Below are 24,416 nucleotides of genomic sequence, written 5' to 3' on the forward strand. Positions count from 1 at the left end.
ATTTCGCAAGACTGACCGGCTACTCCGCAGCAATCAGGTCACTCGTCCGTTGATTTTCCGGTAAGGCCATATCGTGCCGCAGCTTGGCCCGCAGCTCATCAATCGCGCGGATGCGTTTGATCTCGTCAAAACAGGCTTCACCCTGGGTGTGGCTTTTGCGGATCAGGGCCATCCATTGCTTGATGCGCCCGGCCTGATGATTTTCCGACGCACCATCTGACGCCATCAGATCGCAATAGGCCAGCAACATGGACAGAACATCGGCCCAGCTTTCCTTGGGCAGGTGTGATCCGCCTTCAAATGCCTTGATCCGGTTGGCAAGGTCCGGGGCGGCAATGGCGCCCCGGCCGATCATAAAGCTGTCGCAGCCCGATATATCGCGGCATTTCTGATAATCCGCGACATCCCAAATCTCGCCATTACCGGTCATGCCGATTGAGATGGCTTCGCGAATGCGCGCAAGATATTCCCAATGCGCTGGCGGTTTGTAGCCTTCCATCTTGGTACGCGCATGCACGGTCAGGTGCTGCGCGCCGCCGGCCTCAACCGCACGCGCGATATCAAGGAACATCTCCTTGTCGGAATAACCAAGGCGGACCTTGGCACTGACCGGGATGTGACCTGGCACCGCACGGCGCACGGCCGAGACGATTTCGTATAGATTTTCCGGGCATTTCAAAAGCGATGCACCGGCTTCGCGTTTGTTCACCGTCTTGGACGGGCAGCCGAAATTGATATCAATTCCCGGCGCGCCAAGCTCAACCGCGACAACGGCATTTTCGCCCATCAGTTCGGGATCATGACCCATCAACTGAACCAGAACCGGCACACCCGACAGGGTCTTGCCACCGTTCAATAGTTCCGGGCAATAGCGATGAAACACATGGGCGGGAAACAGGTTTTGCGATACGCGTATAAACTCGGTGACGCACAGGTCAAACCCGCCGGTCGCGCTCAGCAATTGCCGAACGCGCCAGTCAACAAGTCCTTCCATTGGTGCGAGCACCAGATGCGTCATCGCGATCAATTCCGGTTTCAGAAAATCAGTTGGCGGCTTTTAGCATAAATGGACTAAACCTGTCGGTGAAAAATCACAGATCAGCCTTGCCGTTGCGCTCGCAGGCCGTGAAAATTTCTCCGGCCTAGATCAGGTTCTCTAGGCCACTTCTGAAGGCTTTCGGGTGCTCAAGGAGCGTCTTGAACAGACCGCTTGCTGATACTTTCGGGTTAATCTTGATCCATGTCTTTGAATTTATGCATCGCTTGGTGCTATATCATTACCCACGTGAATGTCAGAGGCACCAAGCTTGCCAATATGACGTCGCCGATATCAAAATAAGGAGGATCGTGGGATGCTGTATATCGTAGAAAAAGCCCTGGATGAGCTCGAATCCGTGCCGACCGAAAAGCGCGAAGGCCTCAAGCATCTTGATCAGGAAATCAACGATGCGGTCGAAAAGCTGAAAGTCCTGAAGGAAAAGCTGAAAGCCGCTGAAAACAAGTAAGCTCAGCGTACCATTCAGAAGTCAAAGGCCGTACCGTTCCGCGTGCGGCCTTTTGTTTTGCCTATTTCGCGACAGTCTTGATCAGGCTCAGCAAGTCCTCGACTGCGGCAGTCGGGTTGGTCGTGCCTGAAAGGACTTCAGATTCAAGTGCCTTAATTCGGCTTGCGACGTCATCGCGGGCGGTAAAGGTTTCAAGCAACCGGTCGCGCAACATCGTCCACATCCAGTCATGTTGCTGACGGGCCCGCTTGGCGGCAAATTCGCCTTCCTTTTCCATAACGGTGCGATGCTGGTTGATCAGATCCCAGATGTTATCAAGCCCGTCATTGATCAGACTTGAGACCATCACCGACTGTGGCCGCCAATGTTTGCTGCTTGGCTGCATAATCCGCAAAGCTGAGGAATACTCACGTTTGGCCTCGCGCGCCTTTGCCGGGTCTGCATCGGCCTTGTTAACCGCGATCAGATCGGCAATTTCCAGAACGCCTTTCTTGATGCCCTGAAGCTCATCGCCCGCACCGGGCAGCATGAGGACAAGGAAAAAGTCCGTCATCTGCGCGACCATGGTTTCGCTTTGCCCGGCCCCGACAGTTTCGACCAGAACCACATCAAAACCGGCCGCCTCACACAGCAGGATGGTCTCGCGCGTCATGCGATTGACCCCACCCAGATAGCCGCTGCTAGGCGATGGGCGGATATAGGCATTGGGATCAATCGACAGTTCGTTCATCCGGGTCTTGTCGCCCAGAATGGAACCACCCGACCGGGCACTGGTCGGATCAACCGCCAGCACGGCGACTTTTTTGCCTGCCTTGGTCAGGTTTTTGCCAAACGCCTCGATAAAGGTTGATTTGCCGACACCGGGCACGCCGGTAATGCCGATGCGCTGCGATCCGCCCGTTTTGGGCATCAATTCGGCCAGAACCGCCTGCGCCTGTTCGAAATGTTTGGGATTGCGGCTTTCGACCAGGGTGATGGCGCGTGATAGAATGGTGCGGTCGCCTGCCAGAACACCCGCAACGATTTCATCGGTCGAAAGCACACGCCTGCGCACAGCCTTGCGCGGGCTGACTGTGCCGCCCGATCCTGCAGGTATGGTGCGCAGTGTTTCTTTCACCAGGCGTTCCTTGAATTTGGCAAATTATCCATGCCAGCAAAGCGTTGAGCCTTGGCAGGAAGGGGCCGTTAAGCCGCTTCCTCACCAGACTGATTAAGCTTTTCTAGCAGGTCGCCGGCGGCTTCGGCAATGACCGTTCCGGGCGGGAAGATGGCTTCCGCCCCGGCTTCGAACAGTTTGTCGAAGTCCTGCGGCGGGATCACACCCCCGGCAACAATCATGATGTCATCACGCCCCAGCTTGTCCAGTTCAGCGCGAAGCTGCGGCACAAGGGTCAGGTGACCGGCGGCAAGCGAACTTGCACCGACGATATGAACATCGTTTTCGACCGCCTGCTTGGCGGCTTCTTCCGGGGTCTGGAACAGCGGGCCAATATCAACATCAAAGCCAAGATCGGCAAAGGCAGTTGCGATCACCTTCTGACCACGGTCATGACCATCCTGACCCATCTTTGCGATCAGGATACGCGGACGGCGGCCTTCGTTTTCTTCAAACGTTGTGATCAGGCGATCGACCTTGGCCAGCGCCTCATTATCCGCACCGACTTCGGTTTTATAAACACCCGAGATGGATCGGATGACGGCCTGATGACGGCCATAGACCTTTTCAAGCGCATCGGAAATCTCGCCAACCGTGCATTTGGCACGCGCGGCTTCGACGGCCAGTTCAAGCAGGTTGCCATTGCCACCATCGGCCGCATTGGTCAGTGCAGTCAGGGCACTTTCAACAGCAGCGTTGTCGCGCTCGGCCCGCAGACGTTCAAGCTTGGCGATCTGCTGACGGCGGACTTCGGCGTTGTCGACCTGAAGCACATCAACCGGGCGATCATCGGTGACGCGGTATTTGTTCACACCAACAAGGGTTTGACGGCCGCTATCGATCCGGGCCTGTGTGCGGGCAGCGGCTTCTTCGATGCGCATTTTCGGAATGCCGGCTTCAATCGCCTTGGCCATGCCGCCCTGTTCTTCGACCTCGGCGATATGGGCCCATGCCTTTTCGGCCAGATCGCGTGTCAGGCGTTCGACATAGTACGAACCACCCCACGGATCGATGACATTGGTGGTGCCGCTTTCCTGTTGCAGGAAAAGTTGCGTATTACGCGCAATCCGGGCCGAGAAATCGGTCGGCAATGCCAATGCCTCATCCAGCGCATTGGTATGCAGCGACTGGGTGTGGCCTTGCGTTGATGCCATCGCCTCAACACAAGTCCGGATGACGTTGTTAAACACGTCTTGTGCGGTCAGCGACCAGCCCGATGTCTGGCTGTGTGTGCGCAAAGACAATGATTTCGGGTTCTGCGGATCGAACTGTTTGATCAGCTTGGCCCAGATCATGCGGGCCGCGCGCATTTTGGCGATTTCCATGAAAAAGTTCATGCCAATCGCCCAGAAGAACGACAGACGCGGCGCGAATTTATCAATCGGAAGACCGGCGGCCTGACCAGCGCGGGCATATTCGATGCCATCGGCCAGCGTATAGGCCAGCTCAAGATCGGCGGTCGCCCCCGCTTCCTGCATGTGATAGCCGGAAATCGAGATCGAGTTGAATTTCGGCATGTTTTGCGAGGTAAAGGCAAAGATGTCCGAAATGATCCGCATCGAGGGCTTCGGCGGATAGATATAGGTGTTGCGCACCATGAATTCTTTGAGGATGTCGTTCTGAATGGTGCCCGAAAGCTGTTCGTGCTTTACACCCTGTTCTTCAGCCGCCGCAATATAAAGCGCCATGACAGGCAACACGGCCCCGTTCATGGTCATGGAAACCGACATTTCATCAAGCGGGATGCCGTCAAAAAGGGTGCGCATGTCATAGATGCTGTCAATTGCCACACCGGCCATGCCAACGTCACCGGCAACACGTGGATGATCACTGTCATAGCCACGGTGGGTGGCCAGATCGAAGGCAATCGACAGGCCTTTTTGACCAGCAGCCAGGTTGCGGCGATAGAACGCGTTGGATTCTTCGGCGGTCGAGAACCCGGCATATTGGCGGATCGTCCAGGGACGCTGCACATACATGGTCGGATAGGGGCCACGCAAAAATGGCGGCATGCCCGGCATGGTACCCAGGTGATCAATGCCATCCAGATCCTTGGGGCCATAGGATGATTTGACATCGATCCCTTCAGGCGTCGTCCAAGGCGTGCTGTCAAACGGGTCTTTGGCCCCGGCAGAAGCACCATCAAACAGTGGCAGGTCAGAGAAATCAGGAATGCGGGTCATGGTTATTTCTCCCCCTGTGCGCCAAGAAGATGATCAAGCGCGGTACCACAAATGCCAAGCACATCAGCACCTACAAAGACAAATTCATCAATGCCAGAAGCCTCGTAGTCGGATCGGGCATCGCCGGGATTGCCAGCAAGATAAACAAGGCTGGCACCCTTGGATTTAAGGGCCTTGGCAACGTCTGTCGCCATTTCGGCATATTGTTTGTCCGAGCCACAGATAACGGCGATTTTTGCCCCACTCTCAGCAAAGGCGTTGGCAACGCCATCCGCATCGGCAAAGCCGTTATTGCTGATCGCCTCAACGCCGCCAGCTTCAAAGAAGTTGCGCGCAAAACTCGCGCGTGCGGTGTGCTGGGCGACCTTGCCAAGATTGGCCAGGAAGACCTGCGGGAAGGTGCCGGTCTTGGCCTTGTGTGCATCGGAACGCTTGCGAAGCGCCTCGTAACTTTCGGCAAGGCGATGGGCTGGCAAAGCACCGATACGGGTCGAAGCACTGGTGCCATAAAGATCGGTAAACATATGGCCGATGGTGGCCCCGTTGCGTGCGGCCTCAATCATGGAGGCAAGTGTTGTACCGACCGTGCCATCAAACTTGGTCTGGCGGCACTTGGCATCAGCAACGATTGCCTCAAGGTCGGGTGTTTCGCATTCAACCTTGGCTTCGGTGATATTGGGGAATTCCGAAACACCGGTCAGCGGATCACGGCGCGTCGACAGGCGTTTTTCACGTGCGTTCCTGATGGTTTCGATCTCGGTTTTCAGGCTGCCATTGGCAAGCGCGCTCAGAATGCCGCCCGATTTTTCAAGCGACTGGAATTTCGACCAGGCCGTTTTCGCCAGTTCCTTGGTCAGGTTTTCAATGAACCACGAACCGCCCGCCGGATCGATGACCCGGTGCACGTTGCTTTCTTCCTGCAGGATCAGTTGGGTGTTGCGCGCAATGCGGCGTGCAAAGCCATCAGGCAGGCCAATCAAATGGTCATAGGGCAGGCAGGTCACACTGTCTGCCCCGCCAAGACCGGCGGCAAAGCTGGTTACCGTGGTGCGCAGCATATTGACCCACGGATCAACCTTGGTCATCGCCATTTCGGCCGACACCGCATTGATGGTGATTGTCGCATCCTCGGCACCCGATGCCGAAAGGATGCGGCTCCACATCATGCGAAGGGCGCGCAGCTTGGCGATCCCGGCAAAGAAGTCGGTGCCGATGGCGACGTTAAACACCATTGCACCAGCGGCCTGATCAACCGCCATTCCGGTATTGGTCAGGGCGCGAAGATATGTCACCCCGCTTGCCAGAAGGCATGCGAGTTCCTGACCATCGGTGGCACCGGCATTATAGTAAGGGGCCCCATTGACCGAAATCGCGGTCGCCAGCGGGAACAGATCAATCAGCTCAACCGCAACATTGGCTGCGTGATCAACCGCATCCTGTGCCCCGCAGGGCAGGTTGCCGGTCGCAGCCAAGGTGCCAATCGGATCCATGTTAAAGGCCGGTGCTGCTTCGTCGGCACCCTCGGAATTTGCAATATGGGCAGCCAACAGGACAGCTGCCGGAACACCTGCCGCACCGGCATCAAGCCCGATGGTGGCAAGGTTGGTATAAACGTCTTCAAGGGCGGCATCGAGATCCGCCAGACAATGAATGGCGATGCCATCAACACCAACCTCGGCAGAACTGATTTCCCGGCCGTTCCGTGCGGCGGCATCAAGCTTGAGCGTGACCGAGGTCGCGCCATTTTCAAGGTCTTCAAGGATCGCAGCGTTGGTGGCCTTGGGATCGGGATGGGTGTGCAGCTGGCGGATGTCCCAACCGGTGACAGTTTCGCGCGGCTCGACCGTGGCATTCAGAACTTCGTGGATTAACCGGGTCGCATCATCCTGATCGTCGCTGGTATAGATCGGCTGAACGGCAAAACCATCAAGCGTGTTTGTCACAAGTTTCTTTTCGAACGGCGCGCCTTTAAGCGCCTCTTCGGCAAGCTTGCGCCAACTTGCATAATCAGCGGATGGAAATTCTGATGCGAGCTTTAGCGGGTCGGACATGGTTTCTCCCGGCTTGGTTGGCTCCGGCCTGTCTGCGACTCCATATGGGTCGGGGCACGGAACGCTTCCAAATTTTATTCTACTACGGATTCCCAGTACCCGGTACACCCCGCCCGGCCCATTTCGTACCAAGAAAACATCATCGGTATCCTGACTCGCGCAAAAGCCTTGAAAAATGGCTCTGCACTTACAGTTGCGGGGGCAGTTCCGGGCTTGGCCATAACGCCGTAAGGCAGGGCCGCACCGGATTCCCGACCATGTTTTCCGGTCACATTCGCGACATGGCGGTTTATAGCACCTGTCCCTAATTCCGTAAATAGGCATGGAAATACCTATTTAGGCGAATAAGCCCCCTTATAGATCAGGTTTCCGTAACGTTATGTCTTCGCAGACATTGAGTTTTGTTGGCTTGCTTGCTGTGTGTGCGATGCGTGGCCGCGATCATTGCGGCCTTATACTTTCGCGGTAAAAGTGCAAAGCCGGGGTGAAGCCGGAACATTGCGTGGCAGAAATTTGGCGGGTTTAACCAATTTGACATTTTCGTCTGGCAATTTGGGCTTGTCTCAAAACTCGGAGTATCACCATCCATGAACGCGCTCAGCGCTTTGCCGTCGCAATTCTGTCCTGATGGACTGGTTGCGTTCGCCGACGACAGTCCCAGCGCCAAGGCAGCCCTTGAAACAGTGTTGCGTCGGGCAGGATATGACGTGGCCGGTTTTGATTGTGCCGATGATCTGATTGATCAGCTGGACGGGCTTTATCCCCGTGCCATCATCCTTGATATTGAAATGCCGGGTATGAGCGGCTTTGAAGCGTTCTGCGAAATTCGCCGCCGCTATCCCAACAGCCAGAATGTGCCGGTTTTCTTCTTCTCGGCCCATTATGACGCCGACACCCGCGCACAAGCCGATGCGCTTGGGGCGGCCGATTTCATCAGCAAGGACGCCAGCCCGAAAGTGGTGCTTGAGCAACTCAATCGGGTGCTGGGTCATTCCATCAGTGCCTGCTAGCGGTGCTGGGAGACCAGCCCTGCCTTGATCAATCCTGAACGGATCACCACGCCCTGCCTTATGCAGGGCGTTGTTGTCTGTGGGGCCTGTGGGGCTCCTCGCCCAGAGAAATGATGCTGTCTGCGGCCCCGTGCACATGATAAAGCCGATCTGTCGACAAGGTGGTTGCTGGATCAATCGCAGGCTTCTTGGCAAGCCGATCATAGATCGGCGCCAGTGGCACATTCATCGCGTCAAACAACTGATCGTAACTTTCCAGCACGAAATAGGTTTTCTGGAAATCATCAATCGCATAATCCGTGCCCATGACCCGTTCAAGCTCGAACGCCACCCGGTTTGGCGTGGGATCGGTGACCGAATAGATGGTTTCGGTTTGCGATGACAACATGCCCGCCCCATAGGCGCGCAAACCATGCGGGGTCATGATCAGGCCAAACTCGACCATATACCAATACATCCGCGCCAGCTGTTTCAGGCCGCCCTTAGCAATTGCCTCTGGGCCCTTGGCGCCATAGGCCGCCAGATAATCGGCAAAGGTCGGGTCATAGAGCATCGGCACATGACCAAAAAAGTCATGGAAGATGTCGGGTTCGACCAGATAATCCATTTCCTCGGGCTTGCGCAGCCACACGGTGACCGGGAACCGACGATTGGCAAGATGGTCAAAAAACACATCATCAGGCACCAGGCCCGGAACAGCCACAAGATGCCAACCGGTCGCCGCATGAAGCTTCTCGCTGACCCGGCCGAAATGCGGAATCTGATCCGCCGCATCAAGTTTCATCAGATTGCGAATGTAATCCTCGGCAGCATATCCGGGCAAAATGCGCGACTGGCGGTCATAAAGTTTGCGCCATAGCTCGTGCTCGGCTTCGGTATATGTGCTCCAGTCCTGATCGATGGTGTAGTCGTCATTGATGTGGCTGTAATCGCCACGCAGATCGTTTCCCTGATTCATGGCCGTCCTCTTTCGGGTTCTATTGCCGATTTACAAGGATCATTTTACATCAACTCTAATGTCATTTTCTGGCCAATAAGGCGTCCAAATCGGTTATGATGTGTATATTGTGACCTTTTTGGTTTGATTTGGGGTTTAAAATGACTGACGTGACGCTAAGCGCGACCGATATCCGGATACTGCAGGCCCTGCAAAAGGACGCCGCGATCAGCAATGTTCAACTGGCGGAAATGGTCGGCATGTCACCATCGCCCTGTTTGCGTCGGGTCAAACAACTCGAAGCCTCCGGGGTCATCAAACGTCAGGTCGCACTCCTTGATCGCAAGAAGCTTGGTTTCGGTGTGCTGGCAACCATTCAGGTCCGCTTGCAAAGCCATACCGAACAGGGGGCGGAGGATTTCGCCCGCGCGATGAATGATCTGCCGGAAATCCTGTCTTGCTGGGCGATGACGGGGCGGCAGGATTTTCTGCTGGTGTCCGTGGCGCGCGATATCGAAAGCTTTGGCGATTTTGTCACCCATCAGTTGCTTTCAATGTCCAATGTGCGCGATGTGCAATCAAGTCTGGTTTTGAAGGAATACAAGAACCTGACGGCCATACCATTGCCGAAAGGTGTTTAAAGGCAGCCCTCAGATGGCGGGCACATTCGCAGTTGCAAGATTTGCCATACTTGATTTTCCACCGGTGTTTCAGGCATAGACTGATCAACCCACCAAAGCCGGAGCTTTAAAATGCCTCAGTCAATCGCTGCCAACCCGATCCTTGTCGAAGCCACACGCGGCGATATGGTCGAAAGTTTCCATCGCGGCCGTTACGTCGTGATGACGTCTGACGGGACAGTGGTTGATCAAGGGGGCGATATTGATGCGCTGATGTATCCGCGATCTGCGATCAAGCCGCTTCTGGCCATTCCGTTTGTTGAAAGCGGTGCGGTCGAGGCCTTCGGGCTTGAGGACAAACACATCGCTCTTGCCTGCTCATCGCATAATGGCGAGGAAGAACACGCCCAAACCGTCAAGGCATGGTTGGAGAAGATCGGTCTTTCGGTCGATACGCTGGAATGCGCCCCGCATTATTCACTCAGCCTGAATGCCGCGATTAAACAGGCGTCTGATCATGTCAGCCTGACCAAGGCGCACAACAATTGCTCTGGCAAGCATTCAGGGTTCCTGTCGACCGCACAGCAGTTGGGCGAAGACCCGGCTGGCTATATCGAAGAGTCCCATCCGGTTCAGCAGCGCCTGATCAAGGTGTTGGAAGAAATGGGTGATTGCTATCTGTCTTCGACCCCGCGCGGTATCGATGGATGCGGTATTCCGGTGATCGGCATGCGGTTGCGTGATCTGGGCCTTGCCATGGCGCGCATGGCCGACCCGGCGGGGCTTGATGCCAAACGTATTGATGCGATCAAGCGCATCCGCAAGGGCTGTGCAAATGCCCCCTTCATGGTTGCCGGAACCGGGCGTTTTTGCACCGGGATCATGGAAGAATGCGGTGAAGATGCATTGGTCAAGGTCGGCGCAGAGGGGGTCTATTGCGCAGCCTTCCCCAAACAGGGACTTGGTGTGGCGCTTAAAATCGATGATGGCACCCAGCGCGGGGCAGAGGTTGCGATGGGCGCGATCCTGCGCAAACATGGCGTGATTGATGACGCCAAGGCCGAGGTCTTGAAGAAATACCTGACCCCGGTTCTGACCAACTGGGCGGGCAAATATGCCGGGGACTTGCGCCCGGCCTTCTGATCAAAACGGGGAACAGATGCAAAGCATTGCGGCCTATATCTTTGCAGCCATTGCCGAAATTGCCGGGTGTTTTGCCTTCTGGGCTTGGCTTCGGTCCGGAAAATCGATCTTTTGGGTCGTGCCGGGTGTCGCATCCCTGATTGTCTTTGCCTGGCTTCTGACCTGGGTTGAGGCCGACTTTGCCGGGCGGGCCTATGCGGCCTATGGCGGTGTTTACATTACGGCATCGATCTTCTGGATGTGGGTGGTTGAACGCACCACCCCCGACCGCTGGGATGTAACCGGATTGCTGGTTTGCCTTTTGGGTGCCGGGATCATCCTGTTTGCCCCGCGTTAGGTCTTGGCTTTCTCGGATTTTTCATCGGGCTTTTTGCCAGTGCGGTCTTCGGCGGGCAGAAGTACGCGGAATGTCGTTCCCTTTCCCATTTCGGTTTCAAACCAGATGCGTCCGCCATGGCGCACCGTGACGATGTCATGGGTGATCGAAAGTCCCTGTCCCGTGCCCTTGCCAACTTCCTTGGTGGTAAAGAACGGGTTGAACACCTTTGACCGGTTTTCCTTGGCAATACCGGTTCCGTTGTCGGAAATCGAAATCAGGATGCTGTCATCAAGCGACGTGGTCTTGACAGTGATGTGACCTTCTTCGGGTTTGCGCCCGGCCGCCTGAATGGCCTGTGCTGCGTTGACAATCAGGTTGAGGAAGACCTGATTGACCTCGTTGATGTGGCACGGAATATGCGGGATTTCCGGATCAAGTTCCTCGGTGATGTCGGCATTGTGTTTCCACTCATTGCGTGAAATCACAATCACGTTCGACAGGACCCGGTTGATGTCGGTGGTGGTTTTTTCCGTCCCGCCGGGATGGGAGAATTCCTTCATCGACAGGACAATGCGCGCCACCTGATTGATGCCATCAAGGGACTGTTGGGTGGCGTGCGGGATTTCCTCAAGCAGAAATTCAAGATCGGAATCGCGCATTTGTCGGGCGAAATCCTCAAACGTATTGGGCGGCAAATTTGCACGGTTTTTCCACAAGGTCTGCAAGGCCAGACCAAGCATGCGCGAAAGCGCCCCGTAACTGTCATTCAGGAACTTCAGGTTGTCGCGGATATACTGGCTGGGCGTATTGATTTCATGGGCAATGCCGCCCGCCAGATGGCCAATCGCCTCAAGCTTAAGGGCCTCGCGCAAGTCTTCTTCAAGCTTCTTTTGCGCGACTTCCGCGTTCTTGCGTCGGGTGATGTCGCGGAAAATGTAAAGATAGCTCATCTCGGAGGCGAAATTGGCCGGACTTACGATGATTTCCATCGGAAAGCTGTCGCCATCAAGGCGCTGCGCCATGGTTTCGGTATAGTCATATTTCAGCACACCACTGCTGATATTGATGCAGCGGTTCAAAAGCTTGTGGCGCACGGTTGCCTTGCGATCAATGAACATGATATCGACCGAAGTGCCCAGCAACTCATCGCCGGTTGCGCGCAGGATTTCGGCGGCTGATTTGTTGAAATCCTGGATCATGCCAGTGGCATCAATGATCAGGATCCCCTCGACAACGCTATCAAGAATGGTCTTGAGCCGCTGGGTGGTTTCCTTCTTGCGCCGTTTCTGCTCGGTCAGTAGTGCGAGGAAACGCGCACGCACATCTTCGGGCGCATCAATTTCCATCGCAGCATCAAGCAAATCCGAGCCGGACGCGACATCGGCGGTGCCGCTCAGGATTTTCGGTGCATCAGTGCTGTCCTGGTCTTCGGTCATGAGCCCTCGCGTATCGTGATTTCTGGGTCCTGTCCGCCGCGTCTCACACGGATCGGTTCATGGAACTGATGAAGTTCCTGAAATACGCGCAACCGCTGAAGCTGTATCTCGGATACGTAGTTGCCGTGTGCCAAAAGCACTTGCCCCTCGCGGGTTTCGATATCTGTGAGCAGGAAATCACCCATGCGCAGAGCCTTCAGATAGATGTCATGCTCGGTCCCTTTGGGGTAGGCGACCTTGTCATAGGACGGATCTTCTTTGGCCAACAGGGCCTCGATCTTGTCGAGCAGCTCCGGGTCGTAGCGCTTTGGCTGGTGGCGCAACTCGTCAAAGTGCTGTTTGACGACAAGATCACTTTCGACAATTTTGCCAAGGTCGTTGAAAATCCGAAGGACCCGCGCGCCCAACGGAATTTCCGTGCCAAGCGGGCCTTCGGCCGGGAAGCCCGATCCGTCGAAATTGCGGTTTTGCAGATAGACAATACCGGCAACTTGTTCCAGACGCGGGATATTGGAAATCAGTTTGCGTGCCACCTCGGGTGTGCGACGGACCACGTCACGTTCAAGCGGTTGAAGCGGCTTGTCCTCGCCAAGGCGGGCAAGGATTTCCGGCGGCAGGGAGACATAACCAATTGGCGCCAGCAACGCGGCCAACCCCAACTCCCACGGATGCGGGTAGCCGATCTGTTTGGCAATGGTGTCGCACCAAAGCTTGGCGCGCATCGCCTTGCCAAAAATCGCCGGGTTAAGTTGTGCCAGCACCTCGGTCAGGACCTTTACACTGCCCGCCAGGGTCTGTTCGATCAGCGCCTTTTCCGCGGTGATCAACTGATATTGGCGCAAGCCCGCCTTAACACCGGCAATCAGGTCCTCGTCCTCGCACGGCTTGTTGAAAAAGCGGAAAATATGCCCTCGGTTGATTGCTTCGACGGCGGTATGCTGGTCGGCATTGCCGGTTAGCATCATGTTGACTGTATCGGGGCTGAGTCTGGCAACCTCGGCCAGTAGCTTCACACCGTCCATGTCGGGCATGCGCATGTCGGCAACACAAACCGAATATTTGTTGCCTGCCTTGATTTTCTCAAGCGCCTGAAGCGGGCCGACAGCCGTGTCGAAATCGAACTTGCCGCGCAGCTTGCGCTTAAGGCCCATCAACAGGTTTTCATCATCATCAACGAAGAGTACAGGGGGATTCTGTGTCATCATCTCTCTCCCTTACGTGTCCATTTCGCGGTATTTTTCTTCGACCACGCGGGCAATTTCGCGCCAGACCGGCAACCGGTCGGCTTTTCCCAGACGTTCAAGATATTCAAGATCAATGCGGCTTTCGGGGGCCTGCCCGGTACGGCTTTCGATGGCGACTTCGCGGGCCAGATGCTGGGCAATGTAGATTGCGCTCAGCGCGTTCATTTCGGTATGCCGTGTGTCTTGCGGGCGATGGTGATAGGCAACCGTCTGCACCATGGCGCTTGGAAAGCCCCACAGACCCAAAAGGTACGCACCGATTTCCGGGTGGGCCGCGCCAAACTGGTCACGTTCGGCAACGTTGATCGGAATGTCTTCGGTTTCGACCCGCTTGATGACCTCGGCCATTTCATTGGCGCGATAGGCATAAAGGATCAAACTGCCGGTATGGCTCAGCATGCCCACAGCGGCCATGACACTGATCACTTCCTTCGGAAGCTTTTCCTGTTCGGCGATCAAGGTGGCGACAACGCCAAGCTGCTGGCTGCGTTTGCACAGTTGCATCATCCGCGTGACTGCCGGCTTGGGGCCGTCAAAACTGCGAAACAGACCGATAAACAGGGCAAGCGCCTTAAGCGTATCGACGCCAATCATGCGGATGGCTTGCGAGACAGATGTGATTTTCTGGCTGACCGCAAAATAGGCCGAGTTGGTCAGCTTCAGGATTTCGGCGGTTAACGCAATGTCTGAGGCAACGATGGCCGTAAGCTGCTCATTGCTGGTCAGTGGGTTTTCCAGTGCCTTGATAAGGTTGGTATAGGTTATCGGCGGGGAGGCAAGTGCATCAATCCCGCCAACAAGTGCACGCAGGTCCGGATTGGTCAGAAGGTTACGCAGATCAAGCGCGTTCTCGATGGTTTCGACCAGCATCTGATCATCACACGGTTTGGCCAGATACTGATGCGCCGGGCCAACCGTGCGCAGGATTGCCTCTTCCTCGGCAAAACCCGACAGAATGATACGCGCGCTATGCGGGTGTTTTTCCTGCATCATGGTCAAAAGTTCTGCGCCATCGGTTCCGGGCATGCGCATGTCGGAAACGACGACATCCGGCTCCATTTCCGCAGCCTTCGCCAAGGCGCTTTCCGCGTCATGCGCGAAATGCAGCTCCCAGCCGGACCGGACCGAGCGTAACCGGCGACGCAAACCATCCAGAATATTTTTGTCATCATCGACAAAAAGGATGACGCTCATTTTCACCTCATGCGTGTGCTCCATGGTTTATACATGGGGCCTGCAAAGGATCTTTGATAGTCCGCATATGTGGAGGGTCGTGTCCTTTTTGCCCCTTTTTCCTGAAGACGGAGCACATCAGGACACGTGATCTAGTTGTTGGTCAGTTCGCGGTATTTGCCGGAAACAACAGCCGCAATATTGGTCCATTCTTCGATGTGACTCTGCTTGCCGATCTGGGCGAGATATTCCTGATCGATCGTGCTTTCGACGGTCCGTCCGGCGTCGCGATCGGCAATTTCACGTGTCAGATGTTGCGCAACATAGATCGCGGTCAGGGCGGTCATTTCCCGGTGCGGTAAATCCATTGGCCGATGATGATAGGCAACGGCCTGAATGACAGGTGCCGGAAAACCCCACAATCCCAGCAAATAGGCACCGATTTCGGCATGTCCGGCCCCGAATTGTTCGGCCTCCGCCTGATCAATTGAAATGCCTTCTTTTTCAACACGGTCAATGACCGCCTGCATCTCATCAGGGCGCTTGGTATAAAGGATCAACGTGCCGATGTGACTAAGCATCCCGATGGATGGCACAGCATGACAAATTTCACGCGGAAGCCGTTCATATTCGGCAATCAGGGCGGCAGTAACGCCAATCTGCTGGGAGCGGTGGCACAGGCGTTTAAGATTGGCTGCCTGACTGGCAGGGCCGTCAAAGCCGCGATATAGCCCAACAAAAAGAGCCAGTGCCTTAAGCGTTTCCATCCCCAACATCCGCACGGCGTGCGCGACCGACGAAACATTCTGCGTCACTGCGAAATAGGACGAGTTGGTCAGTTTCAAAACTTCGGTGGTCAGCGCGATATCAGACTCAACAATTTTGCTGATGGTATCAAGCGCGTAATTCGGGTTCGAAAACGCCGTTTCCAGACGCATATAGGTGTCGGGCGGCGAGGCGAGGCTCTTGGAACCAGCGACAAGGGTTCTAAGTTCGGGGCTTCGCAATAACTGACGCAGACCCAGTGCGTTTTCAATACTGTCGACCAGGGTTTCATGATCGCAGGGTTTGCTGAGAAACTGGTGTGCCGGGCCGATGGTGCGCAGATAGGATGCGTTATCGGCATGGCCGGTCAGAATGATACGTACGGCATCGGGATGGGTTTTCTGCAAGGTTTCAAGCAAGGTCACACCGTCCATGCCAGGCATCTGGATGTCTGAAACGATGACGTCCAGATCCTTGTTTTCGGCAAGTTCGATGGCCTCAGACCCGCTATTGGCGAAATAAAGGTTCCACTCGGGACGGGTGCTGCGCAGACGTCGGCGCAATCCGTTCAGGATGTTGGCATCATCATCAACAAACAAAATGTGGTGCATTTTACCCGCTTCTTCTTAAATACATTTTTGCAGATGGGGGTGGGCGGAACCCCATACAAGATCGCAAAATCACAGGCCGGTTCCCTGCGCGGTCCGGCCGATATATGGCGCTGCCGTTGCAAACACATTGCCCCGCAATATCGATCGCACGATTGTCAGATCCGCAACAGGCCGCAAGAAAACCATGCAACGCGATAAGTATTGTGTAATCATATATTTATGCCAGTGAACCAGGGGCTGAATTGTCATGTTTTGTCAGAATGTTCACTGTCATTGACGGGTATACTTTATAAGAATTCTTGGAACTGCAGCGTCCAAGCGCTGTTTCCGATTGATTGGGGGTACCGCCCACCAAATGACAACACGCACCGAACTGGTTGATGCAATCAAAAAGCATCAGCTCTTTGTCATGAAGCAGCCCGGCGGTCGGCGATTGCAGCTCCGCAATGGCAACCTGTCGCGCATCAAGATGAGCAAAATCAGTCTTGAAGATGCGGTGCTTCCCGGTGCCAATTTCATTCAGGCCCAGATCCAGGATGTCAAATTTGATTTCTGTGATCTGTTCGGAACCAACTTTGTCGAGGCCAATCTCGAAGGTTCAAGCTTCATGCGCGCCGACTTGCGCGGCGCCAACATGGCGCGTGCCAAACTGCGCAATGCCAACCTGACCGGGGCCGATCTTCGATCCGGTGTGATGGTGATTGTCGATGCCGGACGCGAGAAAAAGGTCAAGCGACAAACAGATCTGACCAATGCAGACCTTCAGGGATCGGTGATGTCCGGAGCCAATCTGGCCGAAAGCAACATGTCCGGTGCCCGGCTTGCCGATGCGGATCTGAGTGACGCCAACATGTTTGCCGTGAACCTTGCCGGCGCGGATCTTTCGGGCTGCAACCTGTCGGGCGCAAAGCTCAAGAACGCCAACCTCAAGGGTGCAAAGCTCAAGGATACGCTTTTGCTTGGCACGGACTTGTCGGGTGCCAATCTGCGCAATGTTGATCTGGCGAACGTTGATCTGTCGCAGGCCAATACGTCAAACTCGATTGGCAGCAAGGCGGCAACGCCGCTCCCTGATGATATCCGCATCTTGCTCAATGCCCATACCGAGTGGCTGACAAGTGGCGGCATATCGGGCGCACGTCTTGATGTGACCGGTCGTGATCTGACTGAACTTGATTTCACCGGGTTTGATCTTTCAGCGGCATGTTTTGATGATTGCATCCTGCGCGGTGTTTTGCTGGTCGATACCATTCTGGTCATGGCATCGATGCGCAATGCCGACTTGTCCCGCGCCCGGCTGAGCGGATCGATCATGAACGGTGTGCGGATGTCCTATGCCAACTGCACCAAGGCCGTGCTTCAGGGCGTCAAGTTCGGTGGCGTCGAACAACGTGATGCCAAGGGACAAAAAACGGGCGAGGTCTGGCGCGCAGACCTTCATGCGACGGACTTTTCATACGCTGACCTTCGAAACTCGGTTTTCGATGAGCCCCACATGAAGGGGGCCAAGCTTTGCAAGGCCAATATTTCCGGTGTTGCCTTTGGTGAAACGGACCTGAGCGATGTCGATCTTGACGGTACCAACACCGGCTCGATTCTGACCGGAATCATCCCCGGTAAGGTTTAAGATTCAACCCTGCCAGGGTGCGGGTGCACTAAGCGTTCGGATAGTTTTTCCCGCTTTTTAAAGACTTAAACCGTCCCAATGTCGCGCAATGTCTTAAACAAATTGCGTTGCGGGGAAACTGCGTCATTCTATAATCCAGAATAACAAGAATCTAATTTAGAATCTCTGGGGTTTTCTACTGAATGTCATCGCGTTCGGAATTGATTGATTCAATCAAGAAGCATCAACTTTATCTCAATCAAAAGCCGGGCGGGGTGCGCATGCAAAAGCGCAACTGCAATCTTTCCCGCATCAAAATGAGCAAGATCAGCCTGAAAGAGGCGGTATTACCCGGTGCAAACTTCATTCAGGCATCGGCGCGCGATGTTTGTTTCGATTTCTGTGACCTGTTTGGCGCGAACTTTGTTGAGGCTGATCTCGAAAATTCGACCTTTGAACGCGCCGATCTGCGCGGAGCCAATATGGCACGGTCCAGTTTGCGCAATGCCAACCTGAACGGCATTGATCTGCGCGCAGGCATCATGGTGGTTCTTGAAGGGGCTCGTGAACGCACGGTCAAACGCGAAACCGACATGTCTAATACCGACCTCGAAGGTGCGATGATGTGGGGGGCCAATATGGCCGGTGCCAACATGTCGGGATCGCGCCTTGCGCATACCGATATGAGTGACGCCAACATGTTTGCCGTCAACCTCGAAGGCGCTGATCTGACCGGGTGCAAGATGAACGGCGCAAAGCTTCGCAATGCCAACCTCAAGGGGGCGAAGCTTGCCGGGACGGAACTTGTCGGTGCGGATCTGAGCGGTGCGAACCTGCGCAATGTCGACTTGCAGGATGTCGATTTGTCGCAGGCCAACACATCCTACTCAATCGGTGGCGGTACGCCGACGGCCCCGCTGGTTGATGATATTCGCGAACTTGTAAACGGCCACAGTACCTGGCTGGCCACCGGCGGCAAAACCGGCATGCCAATGATTGCTGCCGGTCGCGATTTGTCGGGCATGGACTTTTCGGGCATGGACCTGTCCGGGGCCGTCTTTGACAAATGCATCCTGCGCGGCACGCTTTTTGTCGATACCATTCTTGCCATGTGTTCGATGCGCGAAGCCGACATGCATAAAATCCGCATGAATGGTGCTGTGCTGGATGGTGTGCGCATGGCCGGTTCTGATTGTAGCGAGGGCGTGTTCCAGGGCGTTCACTTTGGCGGTGTCGATCAGCGCGACAAGAAGGGTGAAAAGACCGGCGTCGTCTGGAACGCGGATCTTTCGGATGTCAATTTCGAACAGGCCGATTTGCGCAACTCGGTATTTGATGAAGCCAAGATGAAGGGCGCCAATCTGACCAAGGCAAACGTTGCCGGCGTCGCCTTTGGCGCCACGGATCTGAGCGAAACCGAACTTGAAGGTGCCAATGTTGGTCTGATCCTCAATGGCTATATTCCCGGCAAGAGATAACCTCTGCCGATCACGGCCCGAAAACGCAAAACGCCGCCTTCAGTGAAGGCGGCGTTTTTTAGTGCGCAGGACTATGATCGCTTAGCTGCGGTAATCCGCATTAATCGAGATGTAGCCATGCGTCAGGTCACAGGTCCAAACCGTGGCTGCACCATCGCCAAAGCCAAGATCGGCATCAATGTCGATATACTGGCCCTTGATGTGGGCCTCGACCGGGCCTTCGTCATAATCGGCAACACGTTCACCGTTCTTGGCCAACGTAATGCCACCGATTGCAACGCTCAGCTTGTTGGGATCGGCGGTTACACCGCATTTGCCAACAGCCATGACGATACGGCCCCAGTTGGCGTCTTCACCCGCAATCGCGGTTTTGACAAGCGGGGAGTTGGCAATGGCCTTCGCGGCAGTTTTGGCCTCTTTTTCGTTCACGGCACCGGTGACTTTGACGGTGATGAATTTCGAAGCGCCCTCGCCATCGCGAACGATCTGATGGGCAAGATCACGCAGTACGTCTTCAAATGCCGCCTTGAACGCGGCAAGTTCCGGATCGTTGACGTCACTAATTGCGTCATTGCCCGCCTTGCCCGTGGCAGCCACCAGAAGCGTGTCCGAGGTTGACGTATCGCTATCAACCGTTATCGCGTTGAAGCTGCGATTGTTGCAATCGGCCAGAATGGCTTGCAGCACATTGTGCGGCAGGGCGGCATCGGTAAACACAAAGCTTAGCATGGTTGCCATGTTCGGCTCGATCATGCCCGATCCCTTGGCGATACCGGCAATGGTCACGGTCTTGCCATTGATGGTCGCGGTGGCTGACGCGCCCTTGGGGAAGGTATCGGTGGTCATGATGGCCTTGGCGGCATCAAGCCAGCCGGCCTCATTGGCCAGAAGATCACCCAGTGCATCGGTGATGCGGTTGGCCGTGGTCGGTTCGCCAATCACGCCGGTCGATGCGGTAAAGATTTCGGTTTTTGCACAGCCGAGTGCCTTGGACACGGCTTCGACCTTGTCAGCAACGAACTTTTCGCCAGCCTTGCCGGTAAAGGCGACGGAGTTACCCGCATTGACAAAAAAGGCACGTGCCGTACCACCCTTAAGTGCCTCACGTCCCCAGCGGACCGCCGCCGATGCGGTGGTCGACGTGGTGAAGACACCGGCGACCTGCGTGCCTGGCTCGAGTTCGGCCATCAGAACATCCGGGCGCCCCTTATAGCGAATGCCAAGGGTTGCGGTATGCAGTTTAACGCCAGCAATCGCCGGAAGGTCTGGGAATGCCGCAGGGGCAAGCGGTGAAATGGCAGTCGCAACCATCAGTGCAGTTTCCTTTATTGGATAAGTCGGTCCATCCTGCCGCAATGGCGACGAAAAGCAAGCGGCAGAATGAATTTACGCGATCAAATGATGTGTAAAAAACGGGGCGAAGCCAATGGCTGCACCCCGTTTTCGAATTCTCTAACGCCAGTCGCGATCAATCTATGCTGACCGCGACGTTTGCGGAATTATTCCGCCGGCTTTTCCTTGGCGGCTTCTTCTGCTGCCTTCGCGGCTTCGATTTCGACATAGTTGACGATTTCGGCATCAGAACGCAGGTCTTCGACAAGTGCGTTAAACGCATCGCGGCTGATTTCGGCCACCAGCTGTTGACGGACTTCGTCAAGCGACGGCTGGGTGCCTTCTTTTTTCTCTTCAACCTTGATCACGTGCCAGCCGAACTGGGTCTGAACCGGCTCGCTCGAATAGGTGCCCGGTTCCATGGCAAAGGCTGCCTCGGCGAACGGTGCGACCATGTCGGCACGGTTAAAGAAGCCAAGATCACCACCGTTCGGACCGGACGGGCCGGTTGATTTTTCTTTGGCGAGTTCGACGAAGTCGGCACCATCGTCAAGTTCTGCGATGATGGCTTTTGCGTCTTCTTCGCTTTCAAGCAGGATATGGCGGGCGTGGACCTGCGGCTCCGGCTCGTTGGTTTTGATGAATTCTTCGTATTTTGCTTCGATCGCATCATCGGTGATCGCGTCACTGAGCGCACGATCCAGATAGGTTTCCGCGATCAGGCGGCGCTCAAGGGCTGCGATCTGTGCTTTGACTTCCTCGTCATCAGCCAGACCAGCTTCGCTGCCGGCATCCATCAGCAGGCGCTGATTGATTTCACGGGTCAGAAGATCCGCTTTAAGCATGTCAAACGGAAGCTGGCGATACTGTTGCGGCAGGCCCTGCTGGGTTGCGCGGACTTCTGATTCAAGAATGTCCTCGCCATTGACCGTCGCCAGCACCGGGTCTTCTGCCGGTGCAGCGTCCTGTGCCATGGCAGGGGATGCGAAAATGACGGTTGCCAGGGACGCAGCAAGAAGGGATTTGCGCAGCATAGTTTCTCCAGACTTTGATTTCAGATGGGCTTATGCCCAATGCCTCTGCCCACGGGTAAAACACATAAGTTGTGCCTGCACAAGGCTTCGCCGTGGATGTCGCACCTTTTGACAAAGCTTTCTGTCTAAAATGTGAAGAAGCTAAATTTGCGTGTCAGCATGTTGTGATGTGTATCATTGCGTTCACGCGCGCGCATCACCCGAAAGGCGGGCAATGATCGGACGACAGTTATGTGAAATTCTGACACGGTTGGGACTGTTCAGGCCTGAACGTCAAACAGCACTTCACCGACTGTTCCTTGTGACCCGTCTGTTCGGGTGAAACCCGATTTGGCCACTAGATCCCCGCCGATCAGGCGTTCATCCAATGGTGTGATCATGGTCAGCGATATCGATTTGATGTCTTCGCTTGCCAAGCTGCTCTGGCTTCCATCGGCACGTAGTAGAACGAGCGAGCTGAACACAGCATCACTTTCGTCAATCACGCCATCCTGGTTGTCGTCATATTTTGCCAGTTCAGCAAAGCCGTCTTTGGCACCGTTCTGGTCACCAAACAGTTCGGTGCCGTCGTTGATTTCACCATCACCATTGCGATCGAGCGCAAGCAGCGCATCCCCGCCACTTACCCACGCGGTTTGATCCTCGTCGCCATCGCCGTCAATGTCGAATGTGACGCCGTTGGCAACGTCGGTGACATCAATGCCATTGCCGTCAAGGTCCAGGATAAGGGGGCCACCTGCTGATATATCTGACGAATTTCAATGCTTGTATACTTGACGCTGATTTGCTCAATCTTGGCATTGATTTCGGCCAAGGAAATGCCCCCACTCATTCGGCCCGAGGAACCGCTTTGAAGCTGGGTAAGGTCAATATTGACGGCTTGTGATATCATCTGCAGGGAACCTGCATCGGCCTTGATGTCGCCCGAAGCAATCCCCTTTACGAGTGATTCGACGGATATGCCATTGGGAACGCCGTCGACACCGCTGATCGCAACATCACCAAGCGGACCATCGGCCATCTCAGACGCAATCTGACGTGCTTTTTCGGGCGGGACGCCAATCATTGAAAGAATGATAAAGGCATCATTATCCATTCGACCCTGCGCATCCTGAATGGCGGGTTTGACGGCATTCAGAACATCTAGCGCATTGGTTTGCACTTCAAAAACCGGCAAATGGGCAAACGGTTCCGGCGCATCTTCAACTTTCTCGTTGGCCTTAGCGCTCAGGTCCACCTGATCTGCAATCGCGCGTTGGACCTTGCTCAACTGTCCCGCATTTGTTTTTTGCGCCGCAACGCTTTCGGCAGCAGCCTTTGCTGCTGCCTGCGCGCCGGCATAGGCATCCATACCGGCTGTGCCGGTTTGCTGTGGGGGGACCATGTTCGGGTCAAACATCATTCAGCACCTCCTTCCTGAAGGGCTGCGGGATGTCGGACACGACATCCCGTCGCAGTTAAATCAGAACATCCTGTTCCTGTGTCGGGTCAGTGACGGGCACGGTTTCACCATTCGGGAACGTGAAGGTGGCCTTGCCATCATCCTGACCAAAGAGGCCCATCGGCATCATCATATCAACGGTCAGCTGAAGCGGACCGGCACCCTCGCCAGTTTCGCCTGACGGCTGATTGATGCTGCGTACGATCAGGGTTGCCTGTTCCATGAACTGTTCAGTGATCTGGGCATTCAGGACCGCCATCCGTTCCGCCGCAAGCGCCTGACCATTGGTCTGCGCAGCACCGGCTGAGTCACCTTCTTCGGACGCATCATCAGAACCGACTGTTGCATTCATCAATTCACGAATGAATTCAGCGACTCCGTTATCATTAATATCAAACAGAAGTCCGCCATTCTCGGCACTGGCCGGGTTGCCCAGCATATCCACAAGCGATCCGCCACCCAGCCCATCCATGACCGCACCTAGTGCGCCAAGGGCGGCGCCGGCACTGTTGCCAATTGCGATGGCTTGGGTCTTTACAACTTCGATCTTGGCAGCCTCGTAATTAAACGAGAATTCACCGGTTTCGTTGTTGATGCTGATATCAAGCGACTGGACCGCCATGATGGCGGATTCCGATACGCCAACCGCGGCACCATTGGCCCCGGCATATGAAATAGCGGTTTTGCTGTGGCTGGCGATCGCCTGATCAAAGGAAAACTCGAACTGGTCCTGCCCACTGGCAGCGTCGCGAATGCCATTGAACATGGCATCGGTCGCAGCAATCGCATCTTCTTCGGACATGCCCGAAAGCGCGAACATTTCCTGTACACTGCCGCGAATCATCTCAAGCGACGCATCAAGTGCGCGTTCAAACAGTTCTTCGGTTGTCAGTGGCTTATTCGACAGCGATTTTCCTGCCGACGGGGCAAGCTTCTGGCTGTCATTATGTGCGGCAAGCGCATCGTCTGACAACGCAACCGGATCAACCTGATTGCGGGCATCAGTTCGCGCCTTTGCGGCACTGTCACCGGCATCGGGATTACTTTTTGAGATGGGCTGACGCGCATCCTGAAGGGCGGATTGACCCTGACGAAATGGATTAAGCGCTGAGAAATCGACCATAATCCTCCTCCTGAGGACGTGATTTGGCAGCGTTTTCGGTGCAACCCTGCGTGCCAAAACGAGCTACATGCTCTGTTAGGGTTTAAAACTATTAGGCGAATGGTACGCCGATTTTTCGTATTTCTCAAGCAAGAAGGGATCAACAGCCAAAAACGAAAATGTGAAACCGTCCGGATGTGTCCGGGGACTGCGGTGAAAACCGGTAATTTTCAGCCCAACATTAGCGATATTGGCTCGTTCCGTTGACAG

Annotated in this window: 21 protein-coding genes and 1 riboswitch; of the genes, 7 read left to right on the forward strand and 14 right to left on the reverse strand. The window is 55.2% G+C overall.

The window, feature by feature from the left end; all coding sequences use genetic code 11:
• Positions 1 to 19: 19 nt before the first annotated feature.
• Positions 20 to 1,018, reverse strand: coding sequence for a tRNA dihydrouridine synthase (locus DY252_RS03640; protein ID WP_064787592.1), 999 nt, complete (start codon positions 1,016 to 1,018; stop codon positions 20 to 22).
• A 334-nt stretch (positions 1,019 to 1,352) separates the two neighbouring features.
• Between DY252_RS03640 and DY252_RS22100 the strand changes: the two genes are divergently transcribed.
• Positions 1,353 to 1,505 (forward strand): hypothetical protein, encoded by a 153-nt coding sequence (locus DY252_RS22100; RefSeq protein ID WP_156518936.1) that lies wholly within the window; start codon positions 1,353 to 1,355, stop codon positions 1,503 to 1,505.
• A 61-nt stretch (positions 1,506 to 1,566) separates the two neighbouring features.
• On the opposite strand, the gene meaB is transcribed toward DY252_RS22100, so the two are convergent.
• From meaB to DY252_RS03655, 3 genes are all read right to left on the reverse strand, one after another.
• Positions 1,567 to 2,622, reverse strand: coding sequence for a methylmalonyl Co-A mutase-associated GTPase MeaB (gene meaB / locus DY252_RS03645; protein ID WP_064787590.1), 1,056 nt, complete (start codon positions 2,620 to 2,622; stop codon positions 1,567 to 1,569).
• A 68-nt stretch (positions 2,623 to 2,690) separates the two neighbouring features.
• Positions 2,691 to 4,844 carry a methylmalonyl-CoA mutase gene (scpA, locus tag DY252_RS03650; protein ID WP_064787588.1) on the reverse strand — a complete coding sequence of 718 codons (2,154 nt, stop codon included), beginning with the start codon at positions 4,842 to 4,844 and terminating at the stop codon, positions 2,691 to 2,693.
• A gap of 2 nt (positions 4,845 to 4,846) precedes the next feature.
• Positions 4,847 to 6,895, reverse strand: coding sequence for a methylmalonyl-CoA mutase family protein (locus tag DY252_RS03655; protein WP_064787586.1), 2,049 nt, complete (start codon positions 6,893 to 6,895; stop codon positions 4,847 to 4,849).
• A gap of 123 nt (positions 6,896 to 7,018) precedes the next feature.
• A riboswitch (cobalamin riboswitch) is annotated at positions 7,019 to 7,170 on the reverse strand.
• 312 nt (positions 7,171 to 7,482) lie between these two features.
• On the opposite strand from DY252_RS03655, the gene DY252_RS03660 reads away from it, so the two are divergent.
• Complete coding sequence (locus DY252_RS03660) at positions 7,483 to 7,905, forward strand: response regulator (RefSeq protein ID WP_064787584.1); 423 nt, start codon at positions 7,483 to 7,485, stop codon at positions 7,903 to 7,905.
• Positions 7,906 to 7,963: 58 nt separating this feature from the next.
• Here DY252_RS03660 and phhA read toward each other — a convergent pair whose 3' ends face one another.
• Positions 7,964 to 8,863: a phenylalanine 4-monooxygenase gene (phhA, locus tag DY252_RS03665; RefSeq protein ID WP_064787582.1), complete on the reverse strand. Its 900-nt coding sequence runs from the start codon at positions 8,861 to 8,863 to the stop codon at positions 7,964 to 7,966.
• Positions 8,864 to 9,003: 140 nt separating this feature from the next.
• On the opposite strand from phhA, the gene DY252_RS03670 reads away from it, so the two are divergent.
• From DY252_RS03670 to DY252_RS03680, 3 genes are all read left to right on the forward strand, one after another.
• Complete coding sequence (locus DY252_RS03670) at positions 9,004 to 9,483, forward strand: Lrp/AsnC family transcriptional regulator (protein ID WP_064787580.1); 480 nt, start codon at positions 9,004 to 9,006, stop codon at positions 9,481 to 9,483.
• A 111-nt stretch (positions 9,484 to 9,594) separates the two neighbouring features.
• Positions 9,595 to 10,605, forward strand: a complete 1,011-nt coding sequence (locus DY252_RS03675) for an asparaginase (RefSeq protein WP_064787579.1) — start codon at positions 9,595 to 9,597, stop codon at positions 10,603 to 10,605.
• Between the two features lie 16 nt (positions 10,606 to 10,621).
• A complete protein-coding gene (locus tag DY252_RS03680) occupies positions 10,622 to 10,942 on the forward strand; it encodes a YnfA family protein (RefSeq protein WP_064787578.1) in 321 nt (106 codons plus the stop codon).
• Here the strand turns inward: DY252_RS03680 and DY252_RS03685 are convergent.
• From DY252_RS03685 to DY252_RS03700, 4 genes are all read right to left on the reverse strand, one after another.
• Positions 10,939 to 12,360, reverse strand: coding sequence for a two-component system sensor histidine kinase NtrB (locus DY252_RS03685; RefSeq protein WP_064787577.1), 1,422 nt, complete (start codon positions 12,358 to 12,360; stop codon positions 10,939 to 10,941). The genes DY252_RS03680 and DY252_RS03685 overlap by 4 nt on opposite strands.
• Entirely contained in the window at positions 12,357 to 13,562 is a 1,206-nt protein-coding gene (locus tag DY252_RS03690) for an HD domain-containing phosphohydrolase (protein ID WP_064788255.1), read from the reverse strand. Before DY252_RS03690 ends, DY252_RS03685 begins: the two co-directional genes overlap by 4 nt.
• A gap of 12 nt (positions 13,563 to 13,574) precedes the next feature.
• Complete coding sequence (locus DY252_RS03695; RefSeq protein ID WP_064788254.1) at positions 13,575 to 14,798, reverse strand: response regulator; 1,224 nt, start codon at positions 14,796 to 14,798, stop codon at positions 13,575 to 13,577.
• Between the two features lie 131 nt (positions 14,799 to 14,929).
• A complete protein-coding gene (locus DY252_RS03700; RefSeq protein ID WP_064779906.1) occupies positions 14,930 to 16,153 on the reverse strand; it encodes a response regulator in 1,224 nt (407 codons plus the stop codon).
• A 355-nt stretch (positions 16,154 to 16,508) separates the two neighbouring features.
• Here DY252_RS03700 and DY252_RS03705 point away from each other — a divergent pair, with 355 nt between their 5' ends.
• Together DY252_RS03705 and DY252_RS03710 are read left to right on the forward strand one after the other, a co-directional pair.
• Positions 16,509 to 17,780, forward strand: coding sequence for a pentapeptide repeat-containing protein (locus DY252_RS03705; protein WP_064787576.1), 1,272 nt, complete (start codon positions 16,509 to 16,511; stop codon positions 17,778 to 17,780).
• A gap of 182 nt (positions 17,781 to 17,962) precedes the next feature.
• Positions 17,963 to 19,237 carry a pentapeptide repeat-containing protein gene (locus DY252_RS03710; RefSeq protein WP_008888376.1) on the forward strand — a complete coding sequence of 425 codons (1,275 nt, stop codon included), beginning with the start codon at positions 17,963 to 17,965 and terminating at the stop codon, positions 19,235 to 19,237.
• Positions 19,238 to 19,318: 81 nt separating this feature from the next.
• Here DY252_RS03710 and argJ read toward each other — a convergent pair whose 3' ends face one another.
• The 5 genes from argJ to DY252_RS03735 form a co-directional block, all read right to left on the reverse strand.
• Entirely contained in the window at positions 19,319 to 20,548 is a 1,230-nt protein-coding gene (gene argJ / locus DY252_RS03715; protein ID WP_064787575.1) for a bifunctional glutamate N-acetyltransferase/amino-acid acetyltransferase ArgJ, read from the reverse strand.
• 188 nt (positions 20,549 to 20,736) lie between these two features.
• A complete protein-coding gene (locus DY252_RS03720; RefSeq protein WP_008888374.1) occupies positions 20,737 to 21,603 on the reverse strand; it encodes a peptidylprolyl isomerase in 867 nt (288 codons plus the stop codon).
• A 260-nt stretch (positions 21,604 to 21,863) separates the two neighbouring features.
• Positions 21,864 to 22,088 carry a hypothetical protein gene (locus DY252_RS03725; RefSeq protein WP_129542672.1) on the reverse strand — a complete coding sequence of 75 codons (225 nt, stop codon included), beginning with the start codon at positions 22,086 to 22,088 and terminating at the stop codon, positions 21,864 to 21,866.
• A gap of 137 nt (positions 22,089 to 22,225) precedes the next feature.
• Positions 22,226 to 23,005, reverse strand: a complete 780-nt coding sequence (locus DY252_RS03730; protein ID WP_129542673.1) for a hypothetical protein — start codon at positions 23,003 to 23,005, stop codon at positions 22,226 to 22,228.
• A 55-nt stretch (positions 23,006 to 23,060) separates the two neighbouring features.
• The gene (locus tag DY252_RS03735; RefSeq protein WP_064787573.1) at positions 23,061 to 24,167 is read right to left on the reverse strand and encodes a hypothetical protein; all 1,107 of its coding nucleotides are present in this window, start codon (positions 24,165 to 24,167) and stop codon (positions 23,061 to 23,063) included.
• Between the last annotated feature and the right edge of the window lie 249 nt (positions 24,168 to 24,416).

It is taken from the genome of Thalassospira indica, assembly GCF_003403095.1.
Classification (GTDB): domain Bacteria; phylum Pseudomonadota; class Alphaproteobacteria; order Rhodospirillales; family Thalassospiraceae; genus Thalassospira; species Thalassospira indica.